The following is a 17,337-nucleotide window of genomic DNA, read 5'->3' as shown; positions in this document are numbered from 1 at the left end:
TTGTGTTTCTCGTGTTCCATTTGTCTATCCAATCCTGAATTCAGGAGGACTGTCCGGAAACACCGGGTCACCCCAGGCGCCACAACCGGCGTTTCCCGAAAATCTCCGCTTTTACGTGACGACGGATGCGTGCTGCGCGCCCCGCGACGGCTGCTTCCGTTCCACCACAATACGCGTTTGATCAGGTTATCCACAGGGCGCTGACAGGTGCCGATCTGGGGCATGGAATGTCAGTGGCTGCCCGTAACGTTTGTCTCATGAAGTCCTCATACAGTGAGCAGCTAGAACGCCTAAGTCGTCACTTCGACGCCATCCGGGAGACCCAGGCGGACGCCGCCCGGGTCGACGCCCACCTGCCCGAACAGGTCGATCAGGCCCGCCGGTTCGCCGAAGCCCTGGCCCGCGACGCGGCCCAGGCAACCAAAGACAAGGCCAGGGAGGGACCCCGGCCGGGGGGGTTACACAACCACCGGGTTTCGACCGTCTCAGCCATCGGCCGGCTCAGCCAGCACCGCGGCTCAGCGCGTGGTCACGGTTCCGCCGAGAGAGGCGACCGCCCGCAGCAGTCGGGGACCCTCGGCGACCCAGGCCACGAGCATCACGACCAGGGATGCGGCGAAGATCCAGAATCCGGTCCAGCCGTCGTCGCTCTGCGCCGCGTACATGTGGTTCAGGTTGCGCAGGGCACCGGTGGCGAACACCAGCGTGACGTGGATCACGATGAATGCAAGGAAAAAGACCATCACGCCCACGTGCACGGCCCTGGTCGGGCGCAGCGGGATCAGTTCTCCAAGCCGGCGCGACGTGCAGAGCGGTGACAGACGGATGCCCGAGGCCAAGGCGAGCGGCGCGGCCACGAACACGATGCTGAAGTAGCTCAGAGTTTGTAGCGCGTTGTAGTTCACCCAGCCGTCGGTGATCGGCCAGTCCAGCGAGGCGTACTGGAGGGCGGCCGAGAGCGCATTCGGAATGATGTCCCAGCTGACCGGCACGATGCGCACCCACTGACCGGTGACGAACAGCAGCACGTAGAAGACGATCCCGTTGAGTACCCAAAGGGCATCCACCGCGAGGTGCAGCCAGAGGTTGATACCCAACCGGCGGGGGGCACGTCGGGTTCGAAAAAGGCCGGTGTTGCGCCGGGTCCAGAACATGCTCGGGCGCCCGGCCGTGCGGATCTGCCAACCCGAACGCACGATGAAGAGCAGGAAGAAAAAATTCAGGCCGTGCTGCCACGCCAGCCACGTGGGGAAGCCGACGGGGGCCCACGACGGCAGCGGCGAGGCCCCCGGGAAGTCGACCAGGAACTCCTGCGCCATCGGCAGGGAACGGATGCCCCGGGCGGCGAGCACGACGGCGACCAGCAGGATGATCGCCAGCGGGATTGCCCAGACCAGATTGAACCAGAGGTTCCGGGCGTGCGGCATGGTGAGGCTTTCTAGTCAGACGAATCAAAGAGGATGTCGGCACATGCTCAGCGGGGCTCTGCCATCATCGGCCATTCTGCGCCAGCGGTGCGCTTGGTGCACAAAGCAACGACATCTGGTACCGACGAGAACAGCCGCCTCCAAGCATCCCGTCAGTGGCTGTTCCCCGGTCGGTACGGATCAGTCGAACCAGAGGGCCAGTTCGCGGTCGGCCGACTCGGGCGAGTCGGAGCCGTGCACGAGGTTCTGCTGCTCCTTGGTGCCCCAGTCTCGGCCGAAGTCGCCGCGGATGGTGCCGGGAGCCGCGGTGGTCGGGTCGGTTGTGCCGGCCAGGGAGCGGAAGCCCTCGATCACGCGTTCGCCGGCGATGCGCAGCACGAGGATCGGACCGCTTTCCATGAACTCCACGAGAGGTTCGAAGAACGGCTTGCCCTGGTGCTCGGCGTAATGCTCGGCCAGCAGGGACCTGTCGGCCTGCACGAGCTTCGCGTCGACGAGGGAGTACCCCTTCTGCTCAATGCGACGCAGGATCTCGCCGGAGAGGTTGCGGGCAACGCCATCCGGTTTGACCAATACGAGAGTTTCCTGGACCTGGGTGCTCATGAGTTCTCCTTCTCGTTGTTCTCGTTGTTGGGAAAGTTCTGGTTCTGGTTGTCGATCCGGGAGCCGGCGATCATGCAGTACGCCCACATGGCGGCGAACATGCCGCCGACGAAGAACATGGCCGGGTTGAGGAAGCCGGCGGCCACCATGATCAGCTGGAGGATCCAGCCGACCACGTAGGCCCACTCGTAACGGAGCAGCGCGAGCACGGCGACCATGGCCAGCCCCAGCACGGCTCCCCCACCGAGGGCGAGCCACGGCGGCAACGCTTGCAGACCGAAGATCACCAGGGCGGCGAGGGCAACCACGATGACCTCGAAGCCGAGCACGATCGTCGCGAGCGTGCGCTTCACCGAGCGGGGAGCGGACGTCATTTCGCCAGCCATTCCCGTGCGTCGGCCAGAATGATGGCTTCGCCGACGAGGGTGATCGACCCGGTCACGATCACAGCCCGCTTGGGCGACTCGAGAGCCCAGTCCCTGGCGGAGTCGAGGGCCTGCGCGAGGTCGTCGAACCGGACGGTTGTCTCCTCGCTGCCGAGGTCGGCGATCAGGTCGGCGAGGTCGTCGACGCCGATCGCGCGCTCGGACTGCGACTGTGTGACGTGAAACCGCACCACCTTGGACTGCAGCGCGGTGATGATGCCGGTCGCATCCTTGTCGGTGAGGATGCCCACCACGGCCACAATCTCGTCGAAGTCGAAGTAGTCGGCCAGTGCAGTGCTGAGGGCGGCCGCTCCGTGCGGGTTGTGCGCGGCATCCACCAGGACGGTCGGTGCGATTCCGATCAGTTGCAGGCGTCCGGGCGAGGTGACCTGCGCGAGGCCCTCCTCGACCAGGTCCTGCGAGAGCGCCGTGGTGCCGGCCCCGAGGAAGGACTCGACGGCGGCGATCGCGACGGCCGCGTTCTGCGCCTGGTGCGTGCCGTACAGCGGCAGGAACAGGTCCGAGTAGGTGCCGGCGAGGCCGCGCACCGAGATGAGCTGCCCGCCCACGGCGACCTGGTTTTTGAGCAGGGCGAAATCCTCGCCCTCACTGGCCAGGGTCGACTCGGTCAGCTCGGCGGCCCGCTCGAGTTCGGCCTGCGCCGCCTCGCCCTGCCGGGCGGAGACCACGGCGGCGGACGGCTTGATGATGCCGGCCTTGGTGCGGGCGATCTCGGCGATCGTGTTGCCGAGGCGGAGCGTGTGGTCGAGGGCGATGGGCGTGAACACGGCCACCTGCCCGTCGGCGACGTTGGTGGAATCCCACTCGCCGCCCATGCCGACCTCGATCACGGCGACGTCGACGGGGGCGTCGGCGAAGCAGGCGAAGGCCAGCACTGTGAGCGCCTCGAAGAAGGTGAGCACGTCGTCGCCTGCCGCCTCGAGCTCCGCGTCGACCATGGCCAGGAAGGGTTCGATGTCGGCCCAGTTCGCGGCCAGGGCCTCATCGGTGATGAACTCCCCGTCGATCACGATGCGCTCGTTGAGCCGCACCAGGTGCGGGCTCGTCATCAGTCCGGTGCGCAGCCCGTAGGCGCGCACGATGCTCTCGGTGATGCGGCTCGTGCTGGTCTTGCCGTTGGTGCCGGTGATATGGATCACCGGGTAGACGGTCTGAGGGTCACCCAGCAGTTCGAGCGCCCGACGGGTCGGGGCCAGACGCGGCTTCGGCGCACCCTCGCCCACGCGGGCGAGGAGGGCGGCGAAGACGGCGTCCCCGGCCTCACGGCCGGCGTCGGAGGACTGGCGCGGCCTCTTCGATCCGGGCTTCTTCGATCCGGGCTTCTTCGATCCGGGCTTCTTGGGTTCAGACATGGACGAGTCCGTTCTCTCGGGCGACGGCGACCAGGACGGTCCCCCGGTTGGCATAGTGACCAGCCTCGTAAAGCACGTAGTGCTCGACGGGGAAGCCGACCAGGCTCTGCAGCCATTCGGACGGCAGGCCGTGCGCCAGGCTGTCATCGGACACCTCGGTGGCCACATGGGTGGCGAACCGGAGGGTCAGGGTCTCCGCGGCGACGTCGACGTCGACGTCGGCCGCAAGGGCGAAGGTCGCGGCGTCCTCGGCGGAGTAGAAGACGAGGTCGAGACGGATGCGGTCGCTCACTTCGAATCCGGCCGACTTGCGGGTGTCCTGCACGGCGCGGATCAGGTCGCGGGCGAAGCCCTCCGCCTCGAGTTCCGGGGTGGTCTGCGTCTCCAGCAGCACGAAACCGCCGCCCGCCAGGAGCGCCAGAGCCGGGGCATCCGCCGCCGTGTCGTCAGCGACGGCGGAACCGTCGGCCGGACCGGTCTGCAGCACGAGTTCGTACTCCCCAGCGGCGAGCGGGGTACCGCCGGCGGTGACGACGCCGTCGGTTTCGCTCCAGTCGCCGGCGCGGGCGGCCTTGATGACCTGCTGCACCTGCTTGCCGAGTCGCGGGCCGGCTGCCCGGGCGTTCACGGTGAGCCGGGAGGTGATGCCGTAGGCGCTCGCGCTGTCGTCGGCCAGTTCGACCAAACGCACGCTCTTCACATTCAGCTCGTCGCGCAGGATGCCCTCGAACGGGGCCAGGGCCGCCGTGTCGGCGGTGACCACGGTCAGGGTGGCCAGCGGCAGACGCACGCGCAGCCCGGACTGCTTGCGCAGTGACAGCACGGTGGAGCTGATGGTGCGCACCTGGTCCATCGCGGTGACGAGACCGGCATCGGCCGGGAACAATTCGGCGTCGGGCCAATCGGTCAGGTGCACGCTGCGACCGCCGGTGAGACCCTGCCAGATACGCTCGGTGACGAGCGGGAGCATCGGGGCGGCCACCCGCGTCACCGTTTCGAGCACGGTGTAGAGCGTGTCGAAGGCCTCGTTTGCGGTGGATGAGACCGTCGAGACCGAGACAGAGGCCCCGGCGCCGGCCCAGAACCGGTCGCGCGAGCGGCGAACGTACCAGTTGGTGAGCACGTCGGCGAAGTCCCGGATTCGAGCGGTCGCCTGGGTGCTGTCGAGGTTCTCGAGGTCGGCAGTGACCTCCACGATCAGATCGCGGGTCTTGGCCAGCAGGTAGCGGTCGAGCACGTCGGTCGAGTCGGTGCGCCAGGTGGCGTCGTAGCCGTTCTCGCCGGACGCGTTGGCGTAGAGGGAGAAGAAGTACCAGGTGCTCCAGAGCGGGAGCATAACCTGGCGGGTACCCTCGCGGATGCCCTCCTCGGTGACGATCAGGTTGCCACCGCGCAGCACGGAGGAGCTCATCAGGAACCAGCGCATGGCATCCGAGCCGTCCCGGTCGAACACCTCGTTCACGTCGGGATAGTTGCGCAGCGACTTGGACATCTTCTGGCCGTCGTTGCCGAGCACGATGCCGTGGCTGACCACGTTCTTGAAGGCCGGACGGTCGAACAGGGCGGTGGAGAGCGTGTGCAGCATGTAGAACCAGCCGCGGGTCTGGCCGATGTACTCCACGATGAAGTCGGCCGGGTTGTGGCTGTCGAACCAGTCGGCGTTCTCGAACGGGTAGTGCACCTGCGCGAACGGCATCGAGCCGGAGTCGAACCAGACGTCGAGCACATCCGTGATGCGCCGCATGGTGGACCGCCCGGTGGGGTCGTCGGGGTTGGGTCGGGTGAGCGCGTCGATATAGGGGCGGTGAAGGTCGGTGGGGCGCACGCCGAAGTCCGCCTCGAGCTCGTCGAGCGAGCCGTAGACGTCGACGCGCGGATAGTCGGGGTTGTCGCTCTTCCAGACCGGGATGGGCGAACCCCAGTACCGGTTACGGCTGATCGACCAGTCGCGGGCGTTGCCGATCCACTTGCCGAACTGGCCGTCCTTGACGTTCTCCGGCACCCAATTGATCTCCTGGTTCAGGTCCACCAGACGGTCGCGGAAGTCCGTGACGCGCACGAACCAGCTCGACACGGCCTTGTAGATCAGCGGGTTGCGGCAGCGCCAGCAGTGCGGGTAGGAGTGCTCGTAGCTGGCCTGGCGCAGCAGGCGCCCCTCATTCTTGATCAGCTGGGTGAGCGGCTTGTTCGCGTCGCTCCAGAGCTGGCCGGCGACCTCGGGCACGTCGGAGAGGAACTTGCCGCCCGCGTCGAGGGAGATGATCACCGGGATGCCGGCGGCCACGGAGATCTTCTGGTCCTCCTCGCCGTAGGCGGGCGCCTGGTGCACGATGCCGGTTCCGTCGGCGGTGGTGACGTAGTCGGCCACGACGACGGTCCAGGCGTTCTCGGTGCCCCAGACCGCGGTGTCGGCGTAGTAGTCGAAGAGGCGGTCGTAGCTGACGCCCTCCAGGGCGCTGCCGAGCACCGTGCGGGAGATCGCCGCGGTCGCCTCTGCCGCCGAGTCGTAGCCGAGGTCCTTGGCGTAGTTGCCGACCAGGTCGATCGCGATCAGGTATTCGGCGCCGAAAACCTCGGTGGTTGCGACGGATGCCGCGGCATCCGCCCCGGAAGCGGCCTCCCGCAGCACGGTGGCGTCCGGGGTGCCGTTCGGCCCGGCCGGCACGACGGCATAGACGATCTCGGGGCCCACGGCGAGCGCCAGGTTCGTCGGGAGGGTCCAGGGGGTGGTCGTCCAGGCCAGGGCGCGCACGGCGGTCAGCCCGAGGGCTTCGGCCTTGGCGCCGACCAGCGGGAAGGTGACCGTGACGGTCTGGTCCTGGCGCATCTTGTAGACGTCATCGTCCATGCGCAGTTCGTGGTTGGACAGCGGTGTCTGGTCGCGCCAACAGTACGGCAGCACCCGGTAGCCCTCGTAGGCCAGGCCCTTGTCGTGCAGGCGCTTGAAGGCCCAGATCACGGACTCCATGAAGGTGATGTCGAGCGTCTTGTAGTCGTTCTCGAAGTCGACCCAGCGCGCCTGGCGGGTGACGTACTCCTCCCACACCTTGGTGTACTTGAGCACGGAGCTGCGGGCGACGGCGTTGAAGGCCCCGATGCCCATCTTCTCGATCTCGCTCTTGTCGGTGATGCCGAGCTCGCGTTCGGCTTCGAGCTCGGCCGGCAAGCCGTGCGTGTCCCAGCCGAACCGGCGGTGCACCTGCTTGCCGCGCATGGTCTGGAAGCGCGGGAAGAGGTCCTTCGCGTACCCGGTCAGCAGGTGGCCGTAGTGCGGCAGCCCGTTGGCGAACGGCGGGCCGTCATAGAAGACCCACTCGGGGGCATCCGCACGGTTGTCGATCGACGCCTGGAAGGTGCCGTCGGCTTTCCAGAACGCGAGCACGTCGGTTTCGATCTGGGGAAAGTTCGGTGAGGGCACGATTCCGCCGGGTTGGGCGGGAGAAGCGGACTGCTGGCCTTTGGGGTACGTCATGTCTCTCCTGGACGAGTCGGGCAGGTTCTGTCATTCACAGATCTGCCCCTGTTCCACGAGGACGCCGACTCCGAACGGGATTCGCCGCGGTACCACCTCGCTTGTCTCCCGGAGCCGAGGCTTCGGAAAACCGCTTGTTCTGAGGCTGTGACGGGCCCGACCCGTTCGGTTCTACTGAGAACCGCCGCGAGGGTGGTTGCCGTTCTTCCGAAGACTCACCGGTGATAGCCGGATCACAGTCATTTTCGTCTAGTCTACCCTGCGCCTACCCCCGGGTGTACAGCGCGCGGTGCCCGCACACGTCTGCTCACGGAACAGCTCGGCGAACGCTTCCTCGAGCATCGCCCGCGAGGATCCGCGGGGTCGGCCGGCCCGCCAGGGTTCCTGATCGGGCATGCAGCACCGGTGTTCTACGATGGTCCTCAATCATTTTATTTGTGGATCCCGTCCAACACGTGCACAAGGCCCCCAATCGTACGGGTCCAGCAGGTGCACACTCGGCCCATCGGGCGCCGCGGAAAGAGACTCATTATGCACACTTCGGGGTATACCCATCGCGCAGCGCGCACCCTGACCGGGCTGGTCGGCCTCGCCGCCACCGGCATCCTGCTCACCGGCTGCGCCACCGCTGAGTCCCCCGAAGCCACCCGGCCTCTCACCGGCGGCACGTTGACCTACGCATCCGGCGACGCCGAGCCCACCTGCCTGGACCCGCACGTGGGCGGCAACTACCCGCAGGCCCTGGTCAGCACGCAGTACCTTGAGTCGCTTGTCTCCCGCGACGCGGACGGTGAGATCATCCCCTGGCTGGCAGATTCGTGGACCGAGAGCGCCGACGGGCTGGCCTGGGACTTCACGCTCCCCGCCGACGTGAGCTTCACCGACGGCACCCCGCTCGACGCAGCCGCCGTGCAGGCGAATATCGCGCACATCCAAGACCCGGAAACGGCCTCGTCGACCGGCTACCTCGCTCTGGGGAAGGTCACCGGCACCGAGGTGATCTCCACCAACGTTGTGCGCCTTACGCTCAGCGAACCCGACAGCGCCCTGCTCGAATCCCTGTCACAGCCGTGGCTGGCGATCGAATCGCCCACCGCGCTGGCCCGGAGCCAGGACGAGAACTGCGCCTCCCCGGTCGGCACCGGCCCCTTCCAGGTCGAGAAGTGGGTACAGCAGGAATCGATCACCCTGGTGCGGAACGAGAAGTACAGCTCACCGCCCGCGGATGCCGCGCACACCGGGCCTGCCTACCTCGACTCCATCGTCTGGCGCTTCATCCCCGACTCCGCGTCCCGCTACGCGGCTCTGCAGTCCGGCGACGCCGACGTGATCGACAACGCCCAGCCCGACACCATCGTGCAGGCCGAGAAGAGCGACACCATCGTGCACCTCGACGCCCCGCGCCCGGGTGCCTCGAACCGGATCGAACTGAACTCCGGCCGCGCGCCCTTCGACGACCCGCTCGTGCGGGAGGCGTTCATCCGCTCGGCGAATGTCGACGACGCCGTCACCAGCCTCTTCCGGGGCACGGCCGAGCGCTCCTACTCCGCCCTCTCCAGCGTCGAACCCCTCGCCGTGTCGGGCCCGGACCTGTTCGCGTACGACCCCGAGGCCGCCTCGGACCTCCTCGATTCCGCCGGCTGGACTGAGCGTGATTCCAACGGTTACCGGGTGAAAGACGGCGAGCGCCTCACGGTCGACTTCCCGGTGAGTACGAACCAGTCCATTCCGGCGGAGCAGTCCCTGTTCGAGCAGATCCAGGCCACCGCGAAGAAGACCGGCTTCGAGGTTGTGCTCAGCCCGATGGACCTCTCCAGTTGGTACACCGCGCTGGGCGAGAACGACTACGACGCCGTCAGCGCGCCGTACACGAAGGTCGGACCCGACGTTCTGCGCATCCTCTTCCACTCCGACGGGATCACCCCGGCACCCAGCGGCTACTTCGCCAACCACGCCCAGGTGAACGACCCGGCCATCGACGCCCTACTCACCCAGGCCGGCCAGGTGACGGATGCCGATGAACGCGCCGCCCTCTACGCCGACGCGCAGAACCAGGTGCTCGCGGGCTTCTACATCCTGCCGCTCTTCGACCAGCAGAACCACTACCTGCTCGGCACCGATGTGGTGGGCGCGCGGGCGTTGCCGACCGTGTCGACGCCCACGTTCTACGATGCGTGGCTGAAGTAGCACGGGCAGCCCGGGTCGTCCTGGCCCGCCTGGGAGGGGCGGTGCTGGTGCTCTGGATGGTGGCCACGCTCACCTTTTTCGCCATCCGTCTGATCCCCGGAGACCCGGCCGAGGCCATCCTGGGTGGCCCCGGCTCGCAGACCTCCCCGGAGGCGCTCGCCGCGGTGCGGGCGGAATACGGGCTCGACCAGCCCGTGCTCGTGCAGTACCTGGCACAGTTGGCTCGCCTGGCCACCGGGGATCTTGGCCGCTCCTACTCACTGAACCAGGACGTCGCCCCGCTCCTGGTCGGCCAGCTCGGCGGCACCCTGCTGCTGGCCGTGCTCGCCCTCGCTGTGGCCTGGCTCCTCGCCCTCGGGCTGGCCACCTGGTCGACCCGCGGCGGGCGCGTCGCCTGGTACCTGGGCTCCGGTCTGGAGATCGTGGCTGCCGCGCTCCCTCACTTCTGGCTCGCGACGGCGCTGATCGTGCTGTTCAGCGTCTGGCTGGGCTGGCTGCCGCCGATCAGTACCTCCGGGGTTTCCGGGCTGGTGCTGCCGGTGCTCACCCTCGCCGTGCCGCTGGCCGGGTTCCTTGGCCAGATCATGCGGGAGTCCCTGTTCACCGCGCTGGAATCCCCATTCGTGCTCTCCGCCCGCGCCCGGGGCGAGAGCGAACGCGGGGTGCGCTGGGTGCACGTGATCCGGCACGCGTCACTGCCGGCGATCAGCCTCTCCGGCTGGGCATTCGGCTCCCTGATCAGCGGGGCAGTGGTGGTCGAGACCATCTTCGCCCGGCCGGGCCTCGGCCGCACGCTTCTGAACGCGGTGACCGTGCGCGACGTGCCGGTCGTGGTTGGCGCTGTGCTGATCGTGGCTGTCGGGTACATCCTGATGACCCTGTTCACCGATTTGGCCCAGCGCATCGCCGACCCGAGGCTGCGGGCACGATGAGCGACCTCGAGATCCAGGCCGGGCTGGGCCGGTCGCCGCGCACCGGCGCGCCCCAGTCGCCGCGCGCGCCCCGCACGCGCCGGTTCGGCGTGGCCGAGGTCCTGGCGGGCCTGTTCGCGCTGTTCCTGGTCACGGCGGCACTGTTCCCCGCGCTCGTAGCGCCCGGCGACCCGCTCGGGATCGACCCGCTGTCCGCGTTTCAGACCCCCTCACCCGCGCACTGGTTCGGCACCGACGAGTCCGGCCGGGACATCTATACCCGGGTCAGCCACGGCACCGGCAGCTCCCTGCTGATCGGCACCCTTGCCACCGTGATCGGCCTCGGCCTGGGCCTCGTGCTCGGCACCCTGGCCGGTATGCTCGGCCCGGTCGTGGACTTCACCGTGAACCGGTTCCTCGAGGTGCTGTTCGCGTTCCCCGGCCTGCTGCTGGCCCTGCTCTTCATCCTGATCTTCGGGCCGGGCGTTGCCACGGCGACCATCGCCGTGGGCCTGGCGACCGCTCCCGGCTACGCCCGCATCATCCGCGGCCAGCTCTTGTCGGTGCGGTCATCGGCCTTCGTCGAGGCGGCGACCGTGCTCGGGCGCAGCCCCGTCCAGATCCTGATGCGCCACATCCTGCCGAACACGCTCGCGCCGCTGTTCGTGCTCGGCACACTCGGCATCGGTCAGGCCATCGTCTGGGCGTCGGCGCTGAGCTACCTCGGCCTGGGCGCGGCGCCGCCCGCCGCGGAGTGGGGCGCGATGCTCTCCGCCGGGCGCACCTACATCGGCTCGGCCTGGTGGATGAGCTTCTTCCCCGGGCTGTTCATCGTGCTGACGGCGGTGTCGGCCACGGCGCTCGGTCGCGGCATCGAGCGACGGGTGAGGCGCGCGTGAGTGACGAGAGCGGCGTGGGCGCCTCGGTGGGCGCGCCAGGCGAGGGTGACGGCGGGGTTGCCCCGGCCGTGCGGGTGCAGAACCTCGTCGTGGGCTTCGGACCGCAAAATGATACCGACCCGGTGCTGAACGGCGTCTCGTTCGAGGTGGCCCCCGGGGAATGCCTGGCCCTGGTGGGAGAGTCAGGCTCGGGCAAGAGCGTCACCGCGCGCAGCCTGCTCGGCCTGGCCGGCGACAACGCCTGGGTGCGCGCCGACGAGCTGAGCCTCGCAGGCTCCGACGTGCGCGGACTCTCCGAGCAGAGCTGGCGCCGGCGGCGCGGCCGCGACGTGGGCCTGGTGCTGCAGGATGCCCTGGTGTCGCTGGACCCGCTGCGCCCGGTGGGCCGGGAGATCGCCGACTCGCTGCGACTGCACACCCGCCTCGGTGCCGCGGCGCGCCACGCCCGGGTGCTCGAGGTGCTGGCCCGGGTGGGCCTGTCCGACGCCGGCAACTCTGTGCGGAAGCGCTCGGGCGAACTCTCCGGCGGCCAGCGCCAGCGCGCCCTGATCGCGGCCGCGATCGCCCTGGACCCGCCACTGCTGATCGCCGACGAGCCCACGACGGCGCTCGACGTCACGGTGCAGGCACAAATCCTGGAGCTGCTGGCGGGTCTGAAACGCGCCGGCACCAGCATCCTGCTGATCAGCCACGACCTGGCCGTCGTCGGCCGCATCGCCGACCGGATCGCTGTGCTGAGCGAGGGACGGATCGTGGAACAGGGACCGGCGCACGCGATTCTGACCCGGCCGGAGCATCCGGTCACCCGGCAGATGCTCGCCGCGATCCCGGTCGACAAGCCGCGCGGGCTGCGCCTCAGCCCGCGGGCCGCGGCCCCGGTGTCGCCCGCCGCCGCGCCCTTTCTCGCTCTCTCAGATCGTGCCGACCCTGTCGCTCCCCGCAACACGGTGCTGGAGGCCACCGGCCTGGTCAAGCGCTTCACCCGGCCCGACGGCACCGAGCAGCTCGCGGTCGACGGGGTCTCGTTCCGGCTCGAACACGGCACGACGCTCGGCATCGTCGGCGAGTCCGGCTCCGGCAAAACCACGACGGCCCGCCTCGCGCTGGCGCTGACCCGGCCGGACGCCGGCGAGGTGCGGGTGCTCGGGCAGCCGTTCAGCGCCGCCTCGGAGAAGGAACGGCGGCTCCTGCGGCCCCGGCTTGGTGCGGTCTATCAGGATGCGCTCAGCTCCTTCGACCCGCGGCTGAGCGTCGAGCAGGTGCTCCGGGACGCGGTCGGCGGTGGGCGCACCGGGCGCGGCGCGGCATCCGCCTCGGCTGCCACTGCGGCCACTGCCTCGGCTGCCTCGGCTGCCGACCGGCTGCGCGTGCTGGCGCTGCTCGACGCGGTGGGTCTGCCGCAGGGGCTGCTTGGCCGGCGGCCGCTGTCCCTCTCCGGCGGGCAGCGGCAGCGGGTGAGCATCGCCCGGGCGCTGGCGTCGGGGCCGCAGATCCTGATCTGCGACGAGCCCGTGTCGTCCCTCGACGTGACCGTGCAGGCCCAGGTGCTCGACCTCCTCGACGAGCTGCAGCGGGACCTGGGCCTCAGCCTGCTGTTCATCTCACACGACCTCGGGGTGATCCAGCACGTCAGCGACCAGGTCGCCGTAATGCTGGACGGCCGTATCGTCGAAACCGGCGCAACGGCCCGGGTCTTCGCCGTGCCGGAGCATCCGTACACGCAGGCCCTGCTCGGCGCGGTCCCCCGGATCGGGTTCTGACCCTGGAGCAACTCCGTACCGAACGAATTCGACGGAGATTTTGCCCGAAACGCCTTGTTGGGCCCGAAAACCGGCTCCCAGAGCAAAATCTCCGTCGAATTGGTTAGACCACCGCCTGATACGGGGGGCTCACCCTCCTAGTTGACGTGCAGCACCACCGGCGGCTCGGCCTCGCCGCGCCATGCCCCGATGCCCTCCTTGATCGCGAACCCGGCGATCACGAGGGCGGCGAGCGAGTCCGCCCAGGCCCAGCCGAGGAGCGCGTTGGCCGCCAGCCCGAGCAGCATCGACCCGGACAGCCACGCGCAGAGCAGCAGCTGCCGGGCGTCTGCGATCACGCTGGCACTGCCGAGCTCCGCGCCGGTCCGGCGCTCCACGCCTGCCACCCCGGGCATGATCACGAGACTGAGGCACGCGATGACGATGCCCAGCGGGCTGGGCGCGGCCTCGACGACGCCGGCGAAGCTCAGGCCGGCGGCCAGGATCACGTACCCGGCGAGGGTGAAGAACGCGATCGCGATGGCGCGGAGGGCCGGTTTCTGCCAGCGCTCAGGATCGCGACGGGAGAACTGCCACGCGATGACCGCGGCGGAGAGCACCTCGATGACGGAGTCCAGGCCGAAGGCGATCAGGGCGGTCGAGGATGCCGCGGCGCCCGCCACGATCGAGGCGACGGCCTCGAGCACGTTGTAGCCGATCGTGAAACCCACGATCCAGCGCACCGTGCGGCGCAGCACCGTGCGACGGGCCTCGGACAGTGTTCCCGGGTCATCCATGGCACCCCTTCCCGCTCCAATCCTGCCACTCACGGCGAGGCCCGGCCGGGCGCTGTCGGCGCTCCGGCAGCCTGGTGACGGCCGGAGTCGGCGGACGACGGGGCATCCGGTAAGTTGGGTAAGGCCCAATACTCAGGCACTTCACCAACGACACGGTGCCGCACAGATCGAATCGGAGAAACATGACCGCCGCCAACGTTCCGGAAAAACCGGCCCTTGAAGGCCTCGAAACCAAGTGGGGCGGCTCGTGGGAAGAGGCCGGCACCTACCGTTTCGACCGTGACTCGGCCACGCGGGAGAGTATCTTCTCCATCGATACCCCGCCGCCGACCGCTTCCGGCTCCCTGCACATCGGCCACGTCTTCTCTTACACCCATACGGATGTCATCGCCCGCTTCCAGCGGATGCGCGGCAAGAGCGTCTTCTACCCGATGGGCTGGGACGACAACGGCCTGCCCACCGAGCGGCGCGTGCAAAACTACTACGGCGTGCGCTGCGATCCGTCGCTGCCCTACGCCACCGAATTCACCGCCCCGTTCGAGGGCGGAGACGGCAAAAGCACCAAAGCCGCCGACCAGCTGCCGATCAGCCGCCGCAACTTCATCGAGCTGTGCGAGCGCCTCACCATCGAGGACGAGAAGCAGTTCGAGGCCGTTTGGCGCATGCTGGGCCTGAGCGTCGACTGGACCCAGACCTACCGCACGATCGGCAATGACTCCCTGGTCACCTCCCAGTCCGCCTTCATCGGCAACGTCGAGCGCGGTGAGGCCTACCAGGCCATGGCCCCCACCCTCTGGGACGTCACCTTCCGCACCGCGGTCGCCCAGGCCGAGCTCGAAGACAAGGAGATGCCGGCGTTCTACCACCGGGTCGCCTTCGCCAAGCCCGATGGCGGCGCCATCGAGATCGAGACCACCCGCCCGGAACTGCTGCCGGCCTGTGTGGCGCTTGTGGCGCATCCGGACGACGAGCGCTACCAGGCGCTGTTCGGCACGACCGTGCGCACCCCCCTCTTCGACGTGGAAGTGCCGATCCTGGCCCACCACCTCGCGCAGAAGGACAAGGGCAGTGGCATCGCCATGATCTGCACGTTCGGCGACGTCACCGATGTGATCTGGTGGCGTGAACTCGACCTGCCGAACCGCGCCATCATGGGCTTTGACGGCCGCATCATCGCCGAGGCGCCTGAGGCGATCACAAGCGAGGCCGGACAGGCCGCGTACGCGCAGCTGGCCGGCAAGACCGTCTTCTCCGCCAAGGCAGCCGTGGTCGACTTGCTCCGCATCGGCGGCGACCTGATCGGCGAGCCCCGCGCGATCGTGCACCCGGTCAAGTTCTTCGAGAAGGGCGACAAACCGCTCGAGATCGTGTCGACCCGTCAGTGGTATATCCGCAACGGCGCTCGGGACGAGAAGCTGCGCGCCCGCCTGTTCACGCACGGTACCGACCTGCAGTGGCACCCGGAGTTCATGCGCGTGCGCTACGAGAACTGGGTCAACGGCCTCACCGGCGACTGGCTCGTCTCCCGCCAGCGCTTCTTCGGCGTTCCGCTGCCGATCTGGTACCCGCTGGATGCCGACGCGAACCCGCTCTTCGACCAGCCCATCGTCGCCACCCGCGAGATGCTCCCGGTCGACCCGTCCTCCGACACCGCCCCGGGCTTTGCCGCCGAGCAGCGAGGCCAGGCGAACGGCTTCGTCGGCGAGGTCGACGTGATGGACACCTGGGCGACCTCCTCCCTGACCCCGCAGCTTGCGGGCGGCTGGGAGCGCGACCCCGCACTGTTCGATCTCGTCTACCCGTACTCGCTGCGCCCGCAGGGCCAGGACATCATCCGCACCTGGCTGTTCTCCACCCTGCTGCGCTCCGAGCTGGAACACGGCGTCTCGCCGTGGCAGCACGCAGCCCTGTCCGGCTTCATCGTCGACCCCGACCGTAAGAAGATGTCCAAGTCCAAGGGCAATGTGGTCACCCCGGCAGACATGCTCGAGCAGCACGGTTCGGATGCCGTGCGCTACTGGGCCGCGTCGTCGCGCCTCGGCACCGACGCCGCCTTCGACCCCAAGAACCCGACCCAGATCAAAATCGGCCGTCGCCTGGCGATCAAGATCCTGAACGCGTCAAAGTTCATCCTTGCCTTCGACGGCGCCGCCGACGCCCCCGTGACCGAGCCGCTCGACCAGAGCATGCTCGCTCGGCTCAGCGTCGTCGTCGGCCACGCCACCGCCGCGATCGAGGGCTACGACCACGCGCGTGCGCTGGAACTCACCGAGAGCTTCTTCTGGACGTTCTGCGACGACTACCTCGAACTGGTCAAAGAGCGCGCGTACGGCGAAGCGGGAGCCGGCCAGGCTTCGGCCGTCGCCGCCCTGCGCACCGCCCTGGCCACCCAGCTGCGCCTCTTCGCCCCGTTCGTGCCGTTCGCGACCGAGGAAGCCTGGTCCTGGTCCAACGAGGGGTCCATTCACCGTACCCCCTGGCCCGTTCAGACCGAGCTCGGCGGAGGGCAGGGCGGCAACGTGGCCCTGCTGGACCTGTCCAGCCGGGCGCTCACCGGCATCCGCCGCGCGAAAACGGATGCCAAGGCATCCCAGAAATCCGCCGTTGTTTCTGCTGTAATTAGCGGTACGGCTGCAGAGATTGCCCTGCTCAGGCAGGCTGCAGCCGATCTGAGGGCCGTTGGCCGCATCTCGGAGTTGGTTTTTATTGAGGGCAGCGAATTGGCTGTCACTGACATCGTGCTCGCCACGGTGCTGGAGAACTAGGAGAACCGAATGTCAATCAAGGTACGCGCGCTCGGCGACAAGGACTTCTTCTCATGGCTGGGACTCTTCGAGGGCTACAGCGAGTTCTACAAGAGCGAACTGACTGATCAGAAAGCGCTCCAGGTCTGGAGCTGGATCATCGACAAGAACGAGTCTCTCGCCGGTGCCGTGGCTGTCGACGAGGACGGCGAGTTCGTCGGCTTCGCCCATTACCGCGAGGTCCCGAGCACCCTGACCGCCACTCGCGGACTGTTCCTGGACGACCTGTTCGTGACGCCGGACTCCCGCAGCACGGGCGTCGGCCGGGCCCTGATCGAGTTCGCCAAGGAGTACGCCGCGGCGGACCGTCTCACGACCGTGCAGTGGCTGACCGCCGCCGACAACGAGACCGCGCAGCGCCTGTACGACGATGTGGCCACCCGCATGGACTGGGTCACCTACGAGATCGAGCTGTAAGTGAAAATGGGAACCCGCTGGCCTCTGGGTCACCCGGCGCCGGCCGGGCTGCCCCATGTGGTGGAGATCGCCATCCGTGCGGTCGAAGAGGACCTCACCGCGCCGGCGGGGGACTCCAGCGCCTGGCTCTGGACACTGACCTGGCTCGAGGGCAACCCCGTGCTCGAGCTCGACGACGGCACGATCATCCGCTATGACCCGGGCGAGGACAGTGCCACGATCACGCAGCCGTCGATCGTGCTCGACGACGAGGACGACTGGATCTAACCTCTGCTGACCGGCA

General features: G+C 68.3%; 13 protein-coding genes. 7 read left to right on the top strand and 6 right to left on the bottom strand.

The genetic code is table 11. The features are described from left to right. Positions 1–518: 518 nt before the first annotated feature. The 5 genes from CXY81_RS14365 to ileS all read right to left on the bottom strand — a co-directional run bounded on the left by CXY81_RS14365 (position 519) and on the right by ileS (position 7,300). Positions 519–1,427, bottom strand: coding sequence for a cytochrome b/b6 domain-containing protein (locus CXY81_RS14365; protein WP_104195242.1), 909 nt, complete (start codon positions 1,425–1,427; stop codon positions 519–521). Positions 1,428–1,607: 180 nt separating this feature from the next. Continuing rightward, positions 1,608–2,030, bottom strand: a complete 423-nt coding sequence (gene ndk / locus CXY81_RS14360; protein WP_104103399.1) for a nucleoside-diphosphate kinase — start codon at positions 2,028–2,030, stop codon at positions 1,608–1,610. Next, positions 2,027–2,404: a DUF4233 domain-containing protein gene (locus CXY81_RS14355; RefSeq protein WP_158252073.1), complete on the bottom strand. Its 378-nt coding sequence runs from the start codon at positions 2,402–2,404 to the stop codon at positions 2,027–2,029. Before CXY81_RS14355 ends, ndk begins: the two co-directional genes overlap by 4 nt. After that, positions 2,401–3,828, bottom strand: a complete 1,428-nt coding sequence (locus CXY81_RS14350) for a folylpolyglutamate synthase/dihydrofolate synthase family protein (protein WP_104195241.1) — start codon at positions 3,826–3,828, stop codon at positions 2,401–2,403. Before CXY81_RS14350 ends, CXY81_RS14355 begins: the two co-directional genes overlap by 4 nt. Further along, positions 3,821–7,300 carry an isoleucine--tRNA ligase gene (gene ileS, locus CXY81_RS14345; protein WP_104195240.1) on the bottom strand — a complete coding sequence of 1,160 codons (3,480 nt, stop codon included), beginning with the start codon at positions 7,298–7,300 and terminating at the stop codon, positions 3,821–3,823. Before ileS ends, CXY81_RS14350 begins: the two co-directional genes overlap by 8 nt. A gap of 531 nt (positions 7,301–7,831) precedes the next feature. Here ileS and CXY81_RS14340 point away from each other — a divergent pair. From CXY81_RS14340 to CXY81_RS14325, 4 genes are read left to right on the top strand one after another with little or no spacing between them, the layout of a single operon-like run. Then, positions 7,832–9,487, top strand: coding sequence for an ABC transporter substrate-binding protein (locus tag CXY81_RS14340; protein ID WP_104195239.1), 1,656 nt, complete (start codon positions 7,832–7,834; stop codon positions 9,485–9,487). Continuing rightward, positions 9,475–10,419, top strand: a complete 945-nt coding sequence (locus CXY81_RS14335) for an ABC transporter permease (RefSeq protein ID WP_255408576.1) — start codon at positions 9,475–9,477, stop codon at positions 10,417–10,419. The genes CXY81_RS14340 and CXY81_RS14335 overlap by 13 nt, the downstream gene beginning before the upstream one ends. After that, positions 10,416–11,297, top strand: a complete 882-nt coding sequence (locus tag CXY81_RS14330; protein ID WP_104170300.1) for an ABC transporter permease — start codon at positions 10,416–10,418, stop codon at positions 11,295–11,297. The genes CXY81_RS14335 and CXY81_RS14330 overlap by 4 nt, the downstream gene beginning before the upstream one ends. Then, on the top strand, positions 11,294–13,057 hold the full coding sequence (locus CXY81_RS14325; RefSeq protein WP_233194184.1) for an ABC transporter ATP-binding protein: 1,764 nt from the start codon (positions 11,294–11,296) through the stop codon (positions 13,055–13,057). Before CXY81_RS14330 ends, CXY81_RS14325 begins: the two co-directional genes overlap by 4 nt. Before the next feature lie 137 nt (positions 13,058–13,194). On the opposite strand, the gene CXY81_RS14320 is transcribed toward CXY81_RS14325, so the two are convergent. Next, positions 13,195–13,833, bottom strand: coding sequence for a cation transporter (locus tag CXY81_RS14320; protein WP_104195238.1), 639 nt, complete (start codon positions 13,831–13,833; stop codon positions 13,195–13,197). A 182-nt stretch (positions 13,834–14,015) separates the two neighbouring features. Between CXY81_RS14320 and valS the strand changes: the two genes are divergently transcribed. The 3 genes from valS to CXY81_RS14305 are packed head-to-tail and all read left to right on the top strand — an operon-like array spanning position 14,016 to position 17,321. After that, positions 14,016–16,598, top strand: coding sequence for a valine--tRNA ligase (valS, locus tag CXY81_RS14315; protein WP_104195237.1), 2,583 nt, complete (start codon positions 14,016–14,018; stop codon positions 16,596–16,598). A gap of 9 nt (positions 16,599–16,607) precedes the next feature. Then, on the top strand, positions 16,608–17,054 hold the full coding sequence (locus CXY81_RS14310; RefSeq protein WP_104195236.1) for a GNAT family N-acetyltransferase: 447 nt from the start codon (positions 16,608–16,610) through the stop codon (positions 17,052–17,054). Positions 17,055–17,060: 6 nt separating this feature from the next. Beyond that, entirely contained in the window at positions 17,061–17,321 is a 261-nt protein-coding gene (locus CXY81_RS14305) for a hypothetical protein (RefSeq protein WP_233194196.1), read from the top strand. The last annotated feature ends 16 nt before the right edge of the window (positions 17,322–17,337 follow it).

This window comes from Cryobacterium sp. M25, from assembly GCF_002929635.1.
Lineage (GTDB): Bacteria > Actinomycetota > Actinomycetes > Actinomycetales > Microbacteriaceae > Cryobacterium > Cryobacterium sandaracinum.
The sequence above is the reverse complement of the archived record's forward strand: the minus strand, read 5'-3'. Positions and strand labels throughout refer to the sequence as shown.

What these genes read in the sequence shown, in the direction of transcription:
- CXY81_RS14365 (WP_104195242.1), bottom strand. Translation starts at nt 1,427, where the DNA reads ATGCCGCACGCCCGGAACCTCTGGTTCAATCTGGTCTGGGCAATCCCG.
- ndk (WP_104103399.1), bottom strand. Translation starts at nt 2,030, where the DNA reads ATGAGCACCCAGGTCCAGGAAACTCTCGTATTGGTCAAACCGGATGGC.
- CXY81_RS14355 (WP_158252073.1), bottom strand. Translation starts at nt 2,404, where the DNA reads ATGACGTCCGCTCCCCGCTCGGTGAAGCGCACGCTCGCGACGATCGTG.
- CXY81_RS14350 (WP_104195241.1), bottom strand. Translation starts at nt 3,828, where the DNA reads ATGTCTGAACCCAAGAAGCCCGGATCGAAGAAGCCCGGATCGAAGAAG.
- ileS (WP_104195240.1), bottom strand. Translation starts at nt 7,300, where the DNA reads ATGACGTACCCCAAAGGCCAGCAGTCCGCTTCTCCCGCCCAACCCGGC.
- CXY81_RS14340 (WP_104195239.1), top strand. Translation starts at nt 7,832, where the DNA reads ATGCACACTTCGGGGTATACCCATCGCGCAGCGCGCACCCTGACCGGG.
- CXY81_RS14330 (WP_104170300.1), top strand. Translation starts at nt 10,416, where the DNA reads ATGAGCGACCTCGAGATCCAGGCCGGGCTGGGCCGGTCGCCGCGCACC.
- CXY81_RS14320 (WP_104195238.1), bottom strand. Translation starts at nt 13,833, where the DNA reads ATGGATGACCCGGGAACACTGTCCGAGGCCCGTCGCACGGTGCTGCGC.
- valS (WP_104195237.1), top strand. Translation starts at nt 14,016, where the DNA reads ATGACCGCCGCCAACGTTCCGGAAAAACCGGCCCTTGAAGGCCTCGAA.
- CXY81_RS14310 (WP_104195236.1), top strand. Translation starts at nt 16,608, where the DNA reads ATGTCAATCAAGGTACGCGCGCTCGGCGACAAGGACTTCTTCTCATGG.
- CXY81_RS14305 (WP_233194196.1), top strand. Translation starts at nt 17,061, where the DNA reads ATGGGAACCCGCTGGCCTCTGGGTCACCCGGCGCCGGCCGGGCTGCCC.